General features: G+C 63.6%; 11 protein-coding genes. 6 read left to right on the plus strand and 5 right to left on the minus strand.

Annotation, left to right across the window (positions count from 1 at the left end; genetic code table 11):
• Positions 1-114 precede the first annotated feature (114 nt).
• The 5 genes from glpD (at position 115) to JHX87_RS11440 (ending at position 5,010) form a co-directional block, all read left to right on the plus strand.
• The gene (gene glpD, locus JHX87_RS11420) at positions 115-1,656 is read left to right on the plus strand and encodes a glycerol-3-phosphate dehydrogenase (RefSeq protein WP_271886637.1); all 1,542 of its coding nucleotides are present in this window, start codon (positions 115-117) and stop codon (positions 1,654-1,656) included.
• Between the two features lie 39 nt (positions 1,657-1,695).
• On the plus strand, positions 1,696-3,171 hold the full coding sequence (gene glpK, locus JHX87_RS11425) for a glycerol kinase GlpK (RefSeq protein ID WP_271886636.1): 1,476 nt from the start codon (positions 1,696-1,698) through the stop codon (positions 3,169-3,171).
• A gap of 86 nt (positions 3,172-3,257) precedes the next feature.
• Positions 3,258-3,836 (plus strand): transglycosylase SLT domain-containing protein, encoded by a 579-nt coding sequence (locus JHX87_RS11430; protein ID WP_271886635.1) that lies wholly within the window; start codon positions 3,258-3,260, stop codon positions 3,834-3,836.
• A 61-nt stretch (positions 3,837-3,897) separates the two neighbouring features.
• Entirely contained in the window at positions 3,898-4,308 is a 411-nt protein-coding gene (locus JHX87_RS11435; protein ID WP_271886634.1) for a PaaI family thioesterase, read from the plus strand.
• A 114-nt stretch (positions 4,309-4,422) separates the two neighbouring features.
• Positions 4,423-5,010, plus strand: coding sequence for a glutathione S-transferase family protein (locus tag JHX87_RS11440; RefSeq protein ID WP_271886633.1), 588 nt, complete (start codon positions 4,423-4,425; stop codon positions 5,008-5,010).
• A 3-nt stretch (positions 5,011-5,013) separates the two neighbouring features.
• Here the strand turns inward: JHX87_RS11440 and JHX87_RS11445 are convergent, their stop codons facing one another.
• The 5 genes from JHX87_RS11445 to JHX87_RS11465 form a co-directional block, all read right to left on the minus strand.
• A complete protein-coding gene (locus tag JHX87_RS11445) occupies positions 5,014-6,141 on the minus strand; it encodes a TIGR03862 family flavoprotein (protein WP_377776064.1) in 1,128 nt (375 codons plus the stop codon).
• A 44-nt stretch (positions 6,142-6,185) separates the two neighbouring features.
• The gene (gene holA, locus JHX87_RS11450) at positions 6,186-7,214 is read right to left on the minus strand and encodes a DNA polymerase III subunit delta (protein WP_271886631.1); all 1,029 of its coding nucleotides are present in this window, start codon (positions 7,212-7,214) and stop codon (positions 6,186-6,188) included.
• Positions 7,211-7,702, minus strand: coding sequence for an LPS assembly lipoprotein LptE (lptE, locus tag JHX87_RS11455; RefSeq protein WP_271886630.1), 492 nt, complete (start codon positions 7,700-7,702; stop codon positions 7,211-7,213). The genes holA and lptE overlap by 4 nt, the downstream gene beginning before the upstream one ends.
• Positions 7,689-10,241: a leucine--tRNA ligase gene (gene leuS, locus JHX87_RS11460; protein WP_271886629.1), complete on the minus strand. Its 2,553-nt coding sequence runs from the start codon at positions 10,239-10,241 to the stop codon at positions 7,689-7,691. Before leuS ends, lptE begins: the two co-directional genes overlap by 14 nt.
• A 140-nt stretch (positions 10,242-10,381) precedes the next feature.
• Positions 10,382-10,852 carry a DUF3576 domain-containing protein gene (locus JHX87_RS11465; RefSeq protein ID WP_271886628.1) on the minus strand — a complete coding sequence of 157 codons (471 nt, stop codon included), beginning with the start codon at positions 10,850-10,852 and terminating at the stop codon, positions 10,382-10,384.
• Between the two features lie 267 nt (positions 10,853-11,119).
• Between JHX87_RS11465 and JHX87_RS11470 the strand changes: the two genes are divergently transcribed.
• Positions 11,120-12,169: a porin gene (locus JHX87_RS11470; RefSeq protein WP_271886627.1), complete on the plus strand. Its 1,050-nt coding sequence runs from the start codon at positions 11,120-11,122 to the stop codon at positions 12,167-12,169.
• Positions 12,170-12,199 lie beyond the last annotated feature (30 nt).

The following is a 12,199-nucleotide window of genomic DNA, read 5'->3' on the forward strand; positions in this document are numbered from 1 at the left end:
CCCCTTCTCACCAGATAACGCGCGTTCCTTGCCAATACGAACATTTTCGCACATAAACGAAATAATGCGATAGAAAAACGCCCATGTCATGGCTTATAGCATAATGGAAGCGCGATGACCGAAATTACAGATCTGTTCATCATCGGCGGCGGCGTGAACGGCTGCGGCATTGCACGTGACGCCATCGGACGGGGGCTGTCGGTGCGACTGGCCGAGATGGGCGATCTGGCACAGGCGACCAGTTCGAAATCGACCAAGCTGTTCCATGGCGGGCTGCGCTATCTGGAATATCTGGAAATCCGGCTGGTACGTGAAGCGCTGAAAGAGCGTGAGACCCTGCTGCGCGCCATGCCCCATATCAGCTGGCCCATGCGCTTCGTGCTGCCGCTGGATCCGCAGATGACATTCGAATCGGACACGCCTGTCTCTCGCGTGGTCGGCATGCTGATGCCGTGGAACAAAGGGCATCGACCGAACTTCCTGATCCGTGCTGGATTGTTCATGTATGACAATCTGGGCGGGCGCAAGATCCTGCCGGGCACCCGCAGCCTGTCGCTGCAGGGCACGCCCGAGGGCGCGCCGCTGAAAGATCGCCTGCAAAAAGCCTATGAATACAGCGATTGCTGGGTCGAGGATGCGCGGCTCGTTTCGCTGAACGCCCGCGACGCGGCGAAACGGGGCGCCGATATTCTGGTCGGCACGGCGGTCGAAAGCGCACGGCGTCAGGACGGGCTGTGGGTCATCACGCTGGCCGACGGGCAGGTGTTCAAATCCCGCGCGCTGGTCAATGCGGGCGGGCCCTGGGCGGGCAGGATCATTCAGGATGTCGTGCATCTGGACAGCCGCGAATCGGTGCGTCTGGTCCGGGGCAGCCATATCGTGACGCCGAAACTCTATGACCACGACAAGGCCTATTTCTTTCAGGGCAGCGATGGCCGCATCATCTTTGCGATCCCCTATGAGACCGATTTCACCCTGATCGGCACCACCGACAGCGATTTCGAGGGGAATCCGCTGGATGCCGAATGCAGCCCGGAAGAGGCCGCCTATCTGTGCCGCTTCGCCTCGGAATATTTCGCCAGTCCCGTCACGCCGGATCAGATCGTCTGGTCCTATTCCGGCGTCCGGCCGCTTTATGACGATGGTGCCTCTTCGGCGACCGCGGCAACGCGGGAATATGTGCTGACGCTGGATGAAAACGGGCCGCCCTGTCTGAATGTCTTTGGCGGCAAGATCACCACCTATCGCAAACTGTCCGAACATGCGCTGGAAAAGCTGTTGCCGCATTTCCCGCAGGCGGGACCGAACTGGACGGCGGGCGTGCCCCTGCCCGGCGGCGATTTCGCGGTGGATCAGGTCGGCGCGCAGATCGACCGCCTGAGGACGGATTACCCGTTTCTGGATCGGGGCTGGGCGACGCGCCTGATCCGCGCCTATGGCACCGACGCCCGCATCATGCTGGGACAGGCCGCGACGGCCGCCGATCTGGGCCGTGATTTCGGCGCCACCTTGACCGAGACCGAGATTCGCTGGCTGATGGATCACGAATTCGCCCGGCATGCCGAGGATATCGTCTGGCGCCGCAGCAAGCTGGGCCTGCGCCTGTCAGCCGACCAGATTGCCGCCATCGAGGGTTGGATGGCACAAACACATTAGACCCGCTGCCACCGCGCAGTTCAGGGGGAGGAGACGAAGATGACCATTCTTGCCATGGATCAGGGGACGACCTCGTCCCGGGCGCTGGTGTTCAGCGACGATCTACAGGTTCAGGGCGCAGCGCAGGCCGAATTTCAGCAGCATTTTCCGCAATCGGGATGGGTCGAGCATGACCCCGACGATATCTGGAACACCAGCCTGACCACCGCGCGACAGGCGATCGACAAGGCCGGGGCGGATCGGATCGACGCCATCGGCATCACCAATCAGCGCGAAACCGTGGTCATCTGGGACCGCAAGACCGGCAAGCCGATCCATCGCGCCATTGTCTGGCAGGATCGCCGCACCTCGGATCTGTGCAACAAGCTGCGCGAGGACGGGGCCGAGGATCAGGTGACCGACACCACCGGCCTGCTTCTGGACCCCTATTTCAGCGCCACCAAGATCGCCTGGCTGCTGGACAATATCGACGGCGCCCGCGAACGGGCCGAGGCCGGGGATCTGGCCTTTGGCACCATCGACAGCTTCCTGATCTGGCAACTGACGGGTGGGGCCGCGCATGTGACCGATGCCACCAATGCCAGCCGCACCATGCTGTATGATATCCACAAGGGCGACTGGTCCGAGGATATGCTGAAGCTGTTCGGCGTGCCCCGCGCCCTTCTGCCCGAATTGCGCAGCAGCGCCGATGATTTCGGCACCACCAGCGCCGATCTTCTGGGCGCAAAGATCCCGATTCTGGGCGTGGCGGGCGATCAGCAGGCCGCAACCGTCGGTCAGGCCTGTTTCGAACCCGGCATGCTGAAATCCACCTATGGGACCGGCTGTTTCGCGCTGCTGAATACCGGGGATAAGGCCGTGCGGTCGCAAAACCGCCTGCTGACCACCATTGCCTATCAGTTGGACGGCAAACCCACCTATGCGCTGGAAGGCAGCATCTTCATCGCGGGCGCGGTGGTGCAATGGCTGCGCGACGGACTAAAGCTGATTAAGAAAGCCTCGGAAACGCAGGACTTGGCGGCCAAGGCCGATGACAGCCAGGACATCATCATGGTGCCCGCATTTACCGGCCTTGGCGCCCCCTATTGGGCGCCCGAGGCACGCGGCGCGATCTTTGGCCTGACCCGCAATACCGGCCCGGCGGAATTTGCCCGCGCCGCCCTGCAAAGCGTGGGCTTTCAGACCCGCGACCTGCTGGAGGCGATGCATGCCGACTGGAGCGACGCGGATGAGGCCGTGCTGCGCGTCGATGGCGGCATGACGCAAAGCGAACCGGCGATGCAGTTTCTGGCCGATATTCTGGGCGCGTCGGTGGACAGGCCGCAGAATACGGAAACCACGGCGCAGGGCGCGGCATGGCTGGCGGGCTATCGCGCGGGGATCTGCCCGGCCCCGGATGAATATGCGAAGGCCTGGAAGCTGGACCGCCGTTTCGAACCGGAAATGCCGCAGGATCAGCGCGATAAGCGGTATTCTGCTTGGAAACGCGCGGTCAAGGCGGTGCTCTCGGCCTGATTTCGGGCTTTGTGATTTCACCCCGGACGAAAATTCCGTAAGATCGGAAAAAAATAACCGATCGAGCAGAATTTAAAGAGGGCAGCATGAACAGGCTTCTGAAACTCGCAATCGTCGGGCTGGTCGCCTCTTGCGGGGGTGGCAATTACAAGGCGCCCCGCAATCTGGACAATGCCTGCGCCATCGCTGCCGAGCGTCCGGCCTATATGCGCGCCATGCGCAAGACCGAACGGAAATGGGGCATCCCGATCCATGTGCAGATGGCCGCGATCCATCAGGAATCGAAATTCATCGGCGATGCCCGCACCCCGCATCGCTATGCGCTTGGGGTGATTCCCATCGGCCGCCAAAGCAGCGCCTATGGCTATTCGCAGGCGCTGGACGGCACCTGGGAAGAATATGTCAAGGAAACCGGCAATCGCGGGGCGCGGCGCAACAATATCAAGGACGCCACCGATTTCATGGGCTGGTATATGGACGGCTCGACCCGGCGTCTGGGGATTTCCAAGGCCGACGCGACCTCGCAATATCTGGCCTATCACGAAGGGCGTTCCGGCTTTGCGCGCCAATCCTATCGCGGCAAGCCCTGGCTGATGCGTGTCGCGGCCAATGTTGGTCAGCGCGCCTCGATGTATCGCGCGCAACTGGCAAGCTGCCGGCGCTGACGGCCCTTGCCCTTGGCTGACGGCTGGGGTTGAAATGACGGCGTCAGCAGGGGGACGACAGATGGACGAACGATTGCAGCGCGTGGCCGAGGCGCAGCCGGAATTTGCGCAACATATCGGTGCAACGCTGATCGAGGCCACGCCAGAACGCGTGATCTTTGACATGCCCGTGACCGAGGTTCTGGCCAATCGCAACGGCGTGCTGCATGGCGGTGCCATCATGGGGCTGGCCGATAATGCCGGGGGAACGGCAACCTTTCTGAACCTGCCCGAAGGCCGCAGCACCACCACGCTTGAAAGCAAGACGAATTTCATGCGCCCGATTCGCATTGGCGATGTGGCGCGCGCCACCAGCGAAGCGCTGCATATCGGCAAGACGATCCAGATCTGGCAGACCACCATCACCCGCGGCGACGGCAAGGTTGCCGCCGTCGTCACGCAGACGCAGATGGTGCTGGACTGGCGGGGATAAGCCTTCCTCCTTCGGGCAGCGTCGCCCTCCACGATCCGCGCATCAAATTGACAAGCCCGGCTGGCACCTCATACTGGGATCAGCTGCCCGCAGCATCACTACGAAGGGATCGCCGTGTATACTGTCATCGGCCCGGTGCAAAGCCGCACGTTACGCGTGATCTGGATGCTGGAAGAGCTTGGTCAACCCTATGACCACGTCCCCGCCCTGCCACAAAGCGACAGCGTGGTGCAGATCAATCCGGCGGGCAAGGTTCCTGTGCTGATCTATGACGGCACGCCGATTACCGATTCGACAGCCATCATGACCTTTCTGGCCGACCGTCACGGCAAGATGACCTATCCCGCCGGCACGCTGGAGCGCGCGCGTCAGGACAGTCTGACCCAATTCCTGCTGGACGAATTTGATGCCGCGCTGTGGCTGGCCGCGCGGCACAGCTTTGTCCTGCCCGAGGAATTGCGCCTCTCGGCCATCAAGAACACGCTGCGGTGGGAATTCGAGAAAAGCCAGAAACAGCTGATCCACCGCATGGGTGAGGGCGATTTCGTCATCGGCGATCAGATGACGGTGCCCGATATCATTCTGGCCCATTGCCTGATCTGGGCGCTGACGGCGAAATTCCGGGTGATCGAGCCGCGCCTGTCGAAATTTCTGGCCCAGATGCGCGAACGCCCGGCATTCCGGCGCGCCGTGGCGGAATAGGCGTCAGTGCTGCAACAGCCGCGCCGCCGCCCGCCCGGCATGCCGACCAAGCGCCAGACAGCCGGTCAGCAGATAGCCCCCCGTCGGCGCCTCCCAATCCAGCATCTCGCCCGCGGCGAAGACGCCGGGCAAGGCGCGTAATTCCAGATCCGGCGTGACGGCGGACCATGCCACGCCACCTGCCGAGGAAATCGCCCGATCCAGCGCCATCGGACCGTCATGTCGCAATGGCAGCGCCTTGGCGCGGGTGGCCCAGCCGTCGGCAGAGCCCGGAAGCGGCCGCCCCCATTCCAGCAGCAGCGCGACCTTGACCGGATCGCCCAGAACACGCCGCAGCCAGTTGCCCAGGGACAGCCTACCCCTGGGGCGCGCGAACCGCTGCGCCAGCCTGTCGTGATCCAGATCCGGCGCCAGATCGACCAGCGCCACCGCGCCGTCGCGGATCGCGGCCGCGACCTCATAGACGCCGCCGCCCTCGATCCCCGCATGCGATATCACCCATTCGCCCCGGCTGACCCGGTCGCCCGCGCGGATCGCCACACCTTTCATCGCCTGCCCGATCACCTTCTGCATCGGCGCGGACCATGCGACGCGGAATCCCATATTGGCGGGCCGGAAGGGCGCAATCTGCACCCCGGCATCACGCAACATCGGCACCCATGCCGCGTCCGAACCCAGCCGTGGCCAGCTTGCCCCACCAAGTGCCAGCACCGTGACGTCGGGGCGAAGCAAACTCTCACCCTGCGGGGTGGCAAAGCGAAAGCCGCCCTCAAGACCCGTCCAGCGCCAGCGGCTGCGCAGATCGGCCCCGGCCTGCCGCAACCGCGCCAGCCAGGCCCGCAGCAGGGGCGAGGCTTTCATTCCCACCGGAAACACCCGCCCGGTCGAGCCTGTGAACATCTGCTGACCCAACCCTTCGGCCCATGCCGTCGCCTGCTGCGGGCCAAAACCAAAGGGGGCGAAATCCGGCATGTCAGGACCGGCGAACTGGCCGAAAAACACATCATCCGGCTGTACCTTGGTCAGGTTCAGCCCGGATTTTCCTGCCATCAGGAATTTGCGCGCGGGCGTCGGCATCGCATCGGCGATGATCACGCGATGGCCCGCGCCTGTCAGCGCCTCAGCCGCCATCAGACCTGCGGGGCCGGCCCCGATGATCAGCGCACGGGCCTTGGTCACCGCCTGCCCCGGGGCGTCATGGCCAGCCGGATCAGCGCGCGTTCCACCAGCGGCATCTGCGGGGCGCGGGTTGAACTGCGCAGCGCCAGATCTGTATCCAGCAGGCTGCGTACAGCATCCTCCAGCGGCGCCATGCCCCAGCTTTGCGCCTGTCGCGCCATGCGGTCGCGGCGCGGGCCAAAGACCGGCGGGCGCATCCGCGACAGCGCGGTACCGGGACCGGCGGGATCTGCCGCCGCCAGATGCAGCGCCCGGAAATGGCGCAGCGCCGCGATGCACAGGGTGACGGGTGCGGTGCCCTGCCCCTCGATCCGGCGCATCAGCGGGCCGAACTCTGCCTGCCGCCCTTCGGCAACGACATGGATCAGCTCATCCAGATCGGCCTCGATGGTGGCGGGCGCCATCAGGGCGATCTCATCGACGGTCAGGGGCGCGGGATCGCCATGCTTGTACAGGCCGATCTTTTCGATGGTCTGGCGCAGATCGCCCGGATCCAGCGCCCGGGCCAGCACCATCACCTCGCGCAGGGCGGCAGAGGGCACCTGCGTCAGACCAGCCTCGGCCAGCCAGCGGGACACCTCTTCCTCGCCGGGGGGGTCGTCATAGATGGGCGCGGTAACGGCCTCTTTATGCGGCTCGAACAGTTTGCGCAGGGCCGAGGATTTGGCCAGCCCGCCCGCCGTCACCACAATGACCGCATCGCCGGACTGCCAATCCTGCAGGGCGGCGGCGACCGCAGGGGCGGCATTGTCAGGCGTATCTTCGACCAGCACGACGCGGGGGCCGGGAAAGAAGCCAATCTCCTTGACCGCATCCAGCAATTGCGCGCCATCCTTGCGCAGGGCCGCGCCGGGCATGCGGTTCAGGCGCATTTCCTCTTCGGCATTTTCGCCGACCAGCGCGCGCACCGCCTCGGCCCGTTTCAGCGCCACGCGCATCGCGTCCTGACCATAGATCAGCAGCGCCGGGCGCGAGGGATCGGGCCGCGCCAGATAGCGGGCGATCTCTCCGCCCTTGAGGATCATTCCGGCAACTGGGACGACGCCGCCAGCAGGCGGGTCACCACCTGATCGGCCAGCATCACCGCCAGTCGGCGGCGGGCATCGCCTTCGGCCGACAGCGTGCTGATCGTGGTGCCGGTGGTGGAATAAGAGGTAAAGCTGCTGACCCGCCCCTGCATCAGCACCTGCCCGGCCTGATCCTTCAGCGCGAAATCAGCGGTGCCGTTCAGCGAATAGCGGGTTGTCACCTCGTCCGGGGTGATCGCCTGTGGCACGACGCCGACGCTGATCTGGTAATCCAGATCATAGGTGCCGCCTTCCGGGCCCAGCCTTTCGCCAAGACGCTGATTGAAGGCGAAATCCTGATAGGTGTCGGGATCGCGCGGTCGGACCTTGCCGAACAACCTGCCCCCGCCGCCGCCCGGCCCGTAAACCGGCGTCAGCCCGCAGGCCGACAGGGCAAGCACACCCAACAGGGCGGCGCGGCGGGTCAGGCGGTCAGGCAACGACATTCACGATCCTTCCGGGCACGACGATCAGCTTTTTCGGCGCCGCACCGTCAAGGAAACGCTGCACGGTATCATCGGCCAGAACCAGCGATTCGATCTGATCCTTGGGCGTGTCGCGGGCAACGGTGATTTCCGCGCGGCGCTTGCCATTGATCTGGATCGGCAGCGTCACGGTATCGTCTTCCAGCAATGCGGGATCGGCCTTGGGCCAGGGCGCATCGACGACCAGCCCCTGACCGCCCGACATCGCCCAGACCTCTTCGGCCAGATGCGGCACGAAGGGCGCCATCAACTGCGCCATGATGCGCATCACCTGGGCCCGCGTATCACCGCCTGCCTTGGATTTGCCGATGGCATTGGCCAGTTCGTAAAGCTTCGCCACCGCCTTGTTGAAGGCAAAGCCCTCGATGGATTTCGTGACATCGGCAATGGCGCGATGGGCGGCGCGCAACAGGTCGGGATCCTCGCCCCCCGCCGGGGCCTCATCCGCCAGGCGCCAGACGCGCGACAGGAATTTCGAGGCCGCCTCGGCCCCCGCAGCGGTCCATTCCACGTCACGTTCGGGCGGGCTGTCAGACAGCATGAACCAGCGCGCGGTATCGGCGCCGAAATTGGCGACGATATCGACAGGATCGACGACGTTCTTTTTCGATTTCGACATCTTGGCCGAGGGGATGATCTGCACCTCTCGCCCGTCGCTTTTCAGATAGGCCTTGCCATCGCGCCGTTCGATCTCTTCGGGCAGATGATAGACCGCACGGTCCTTGGCATCGCGGGTCAGATAGATCTCATGCGTGACCATGCCCTGGGTGAACAGCGCCTTGAAGGGTTCGCTGGCACTGTCGGGCAGATGCCCCGTCTTGACCATCGCGCGCGCAAAGAAGCGCGAATAGAGCAGGTGCAGAATCGCATGCTCGATCCCGCCGATATACTGATCGACATTCATCCAGTAATCGGCCTCGGCCCGGTCTGTGGGCGTCGGGGCATGGGGGCTGGTAAAGCGGGCGTAATACCAGGACGAATCGACAAACGTGTCCATCGTGTCGGTTTCGCGCAGGGCCGCGCCGCCACAGGCCGGACAGGTGGTCTGGCGCCATGTCGGATGCCGGTCCAGCGGATTGCCGGGCACGTCGAAGCTGACATCCAGCGGCAACAGCACGGGCAGGTTTTCCTTGGCCTCGGGCACGGTGCCGCAGCTTTCGCAATGCAGGACCGGGATCGGGCAGCCCCAGTAACGCTGCCGCGAAATGCCCCAGTCCCGAAGGCGGAACTTGGTCACGCCCTCGCCCCAGCCCTGCTGTTCAGCGACCGCGATGGCGGCGGGCACGGCCTCTTCGGCGGTCTGGTCGGTCTGGCCCGCGAAGCCCCGCACATAGGTCACGGTTTCGGTCTTGGCAGGCACATAGGGGGCGGTTGCGACCATCGCATCCGCGGCCGCGAGGTCCATCCTCGGTTCCCCGAAGGTCGCGGGGATGGGAAGCCCGTATTTGGTGGCGAATTCATGGTCGCGTTCGTCATGGGCGGGTGAGCCGAAAATGGCGCCGGTGCCGTAATCCATCAGCACGAAATTGGCGATCCAGATCGGCAATTCCCAATCGGCATCCAGCGGGTGCCGTACGGTCAGACCGGTGTCGAAGCCCATCTTGGGCGCGGTTTCGATCGCCTCTTCGGTGGTGCCGATGCGGCGGCATTCCTCGACAAAAGCGGCGATCTCGGGATTGCCCTCGGCCAGGTGCCGGACCAGCGGATGATCCGGGGACAGCGCGACGAAACTGGCGCCGCGCAACGTGTCGGGCCGCGTGGTATAGACCTCGATCTGATCAAAGCCTTCGGGCGCATTCACCGTCTGGAAGCGGAATTGCAGGCCGCGCGACTTGCCGATCCAGTTCGACTGCATCAGCCGCACCTTTTCCGGCCACCCGTCCAGCCCGTCCAGCGCCGCCAGCAGCTCTTCGGAGTAATCGCTGATGCGGAAGAACCACTGGGTCAGTTCCTTCCGCTCGACCGCCGCGCCCGAGCGCCAGCCCTTGCCGTCGATCACCTGTTCATTGGCAAGCACGGTCATATCGACCGGATCCCAGTTCACCTGCGCCGATTTGCGGGTGATCAGGCCCGCGTCCAGCATGTCCAGGAACAGCGCCTGCTGCTGCGCCACGTAATCATCGTCACAGGTGGCGAATTCGCGCGACCAGTCGATGGACAGGCCCAGCGGCTTCAACTGATCCTTCATCGTCGCGATATTGGCATAGGTCCAGTCGCGGGGGTGGCCGCCCTGCTCCATCGCGGCGTTTTCGGCGGGCATGCCAAAGGCGTCCCATCCCATCGGATGCAGCACCGAAAAGCCCTGCGCCCGCTTGAACCGCGCCACGACATCGCCCATCGCGTAATTGCGCACATGCCCCATGTGGATGCGACCCGAGGGATAGGGGAACATCTCCAGCACGTAATATTTCGGGCGTGCGTCGCGCTTGGCATCAAAGCTGCCGGCCTGTGCCCAGGCATCTTGCCACCGGGTTTCGGCACTGGAGGGATCATAGGGCATTGGGGACCTCGGGCGTCATCTGTTGGCCGTGGTTTATACGGCGGCGCATGGCGGGTCCAGAGGCGGGCGGGCATGGCCTGCCGCGCCCCGATCCGGTGCGCCGGTCGCGCACCGCTTATATAGGGGCCGTGCGGGCGGGCTTACAGACGACCGTCCTGAACCCGCAACTGCCGAGCGCGGGTCAGGATCGCATCCTCGACCGCGCGTACGGTCCCCGGCTCGACCGCAGAGCCGCCGGGGCCCTGCAATGACAGCTTGAGGCTGCGCGCATCCAGCGCCGGATCGCTGATCCTGATCGTCGCGCGATAGGACCGGCCACCGCCGGGGGGCGTGCCATAGCCGGTCACGATCACGCCGGTGAAGGGGTCAACCGTCTGGATGGGCAGGAAATTCAGCACATCAAGGCTGGCATTCCACAGGTATTTATTGACGCCGACGGTGTTGTTCGGGTTTTCCGAGCGATCGAACAGATCCCAGATCGTACTGCGGCGCGCATCGGGATTCATATCCGATTCGAGCTGATCATTGGAAGTGCCGCGCCCGCCGCAGGCGGCCAGTCCGACGCATAGCGTCGAGACAAAGATCAGGCGCGCGAAGCGTGCGATTTTCATTCAGTCCCCCGTTCTTCACGTTGTTGGCAGCTTTAGCGCGGAACACCCCCATGCGACAAGCCGTCAAGAAACCCTGCGCGTCCGGCCCCTGGCAAATCCGGTAACGGCTGAACACAAATGTGTGGCTCCGATGCATCACAGATTTGGCTAATGACCTCTATCCCAAAGCGATTCCGTTGCATCGTGAGGTCTAAAGGGGGAAACACAATGCATACCCAAGACGGGACAACCCGGTTGGGCATCAGAGAGACAAGAGGGAACATGACTATGAAAAAGGCACTTATCGCCTCCACCGCGCTGGTTCTGACCGCTGGTGTCGCAGCCGCTGACGTCACCATCTCGGGCTATGGCCGCACCGGTCTGAACTATTACGATGGCCCGCAGGCTGATCGCGTCACCAGCGACGAGTTCGGCAACAGCTGGACCCAGGAAGCCAACAAGACCACCATCCAGTCGCGTCTGCGCCTGAACATCGACGCCTCGACCTCGACCGACACCGGCATCGACTTTGGTGGCCGCATCCGTCTGCAGTGGGACCAGGGCGACGAAGAAACCACCGTTGCACCCGGTTACCTGTACATGAGCACCAGCGGGCTGCGCATGGAAGTCGGTAACTCGAACACCGCGTTCGACTCGGCTGGCCTGCTCTTCGCATCGGAAGTCGGCATCTTCGACCGTTCGTTCGGTAACTCGCGCGGCAACTTCTTTGCCTATAACACCGATGGCTACCCGAGCGCTTCGAACTTCGACGGCGACGACCTGCTGAACGACTACCTGGGCATCTTCGCCAGCTACTCGATCGACAACCTGACCCTGCGCGGCTCGATCGTGAACCCCGACCAGCGTTATTCGCCCAGCTTCAACTTCTCGAAAAAAGAAGTTGGTATCTCGGTTGACTACACCTGGAACGACCGTCTGGAACTGTCGGCTGCCTATGTCAGCAACGGTGCCGGTCTTGACGGCAACGACCAGTGGTTCGTCGGCGCCCGCTACGCTGTCATGGACAATGCCCGCATCGGTCTGAACTACATCGACAACGGTGAGCCGGGTGAGTACGTCTATGACGCAGGCACCAACACCTACAGCTGGGATCAGGACGATCTGGACAAGACCGTCGTTCTCTATGGTGACTACACCATGAACGAGTGGAACTTCGAAGCCTATATCGCCAACAACGGCGACGACGCAAACGAGCGTGACAACGCGTTCGGTCTGGGCGTGAACTACGATCTGGGCGGCGCTCGCGTTTCGGGCGGCATCCAGAGCGACTACAACAAAGACACGCTGGCTGACTTTGGTGTTCGCTTCGACTTCTGATCCTTGGGATCACAGTCTTTCGGAAAGAGC

It is taken from the genome of Paracoccus fistulariae, assembly GCF_028553785.1.
GTDB classification, from domain to species: domain Bacteria; phylum Pseudomonadota; class Alphaproteobacteria; order Rhodobacterales; family Rhodobacteraceae; genus Paracoccus; species Paracoccus fistulariae.

What these genes read in the sequence shown, in the direction of transcription:
- glpD (WP_271886637.1), top strand. Translation starts at nt 115, where the DNA reads ATGACCGAAATTACAGATCTGTTCATCATCGGCGGCGGCGTGAACGGC.
- glpK (WP_271886636.1), top strand. Translation starts at nt 1,696, where the DNA reads ATGACCATTCTTGCCATGGATCAGGGGACGACCTCGTCCCGGGCGCTG.
- JHX87_RS11430 (WP_271886635.1), top strand. Translation starts at nt 3,258, where the DNA reads ATGAACAGGCTTCTGAAACTCGCAATCGTCGGGCTGGTCGCCTCTTGC.
- JHX87_RS11435 (WP_271886634.1), top strand. Translation starts at nt 3,898, where the DNA reads ATGGACGAACGATTGCAGCGCGTGGCCGAGGCGCAGCCGGAATTTGCG.
- JHX87_RS11445 (WP_377776064.1), bottom strand. Translation starts at nt 6,141, where the DNA reads ATGGCGGCTGAGGCGCTGACAGGCGCGGGCCATCGCGTGATCATCGCC.
- holA (WP_271886631.1), bottom strand. Translation starts at nt 7,214, where the DNA reads ATGATCCTCAAGGGCGGAGAGATCGCCCGCTATCTGGCGCGGCCCGAT.
- lptE (WP_271886630.1), bottom strand. Translation starts at nt 7,702, where the DNA reads ATGTCGTTGCCTGACCGCCTGACCCGCCGCGCCGCCCTGTTGGGTGTG.
- leuS (WP_271886629.1), bottom strand. Translation starts at nt 10,241, where the DNA reads ATGCCCTATGATCCCTCCAGTGCCGAAACCCGGTGGCAAGATGCCTGG.
- JHX87_RS11465 (WP_271886628.1), bottom strand. Translation starts at nt 10,852, where the DNA reads ATGAAAATCGCACGCTTCGCGCGCCTGATCTTTGTCTCGACGCTATGC.
- JHX87_RS11470 (WP_271886627.1), top strand. Translation starts at nt 11,120, where the DNA reads ATGAAAAAGGCACTTATCGCCTCCACCGCGCTGGTTCTGACCGCTGGT.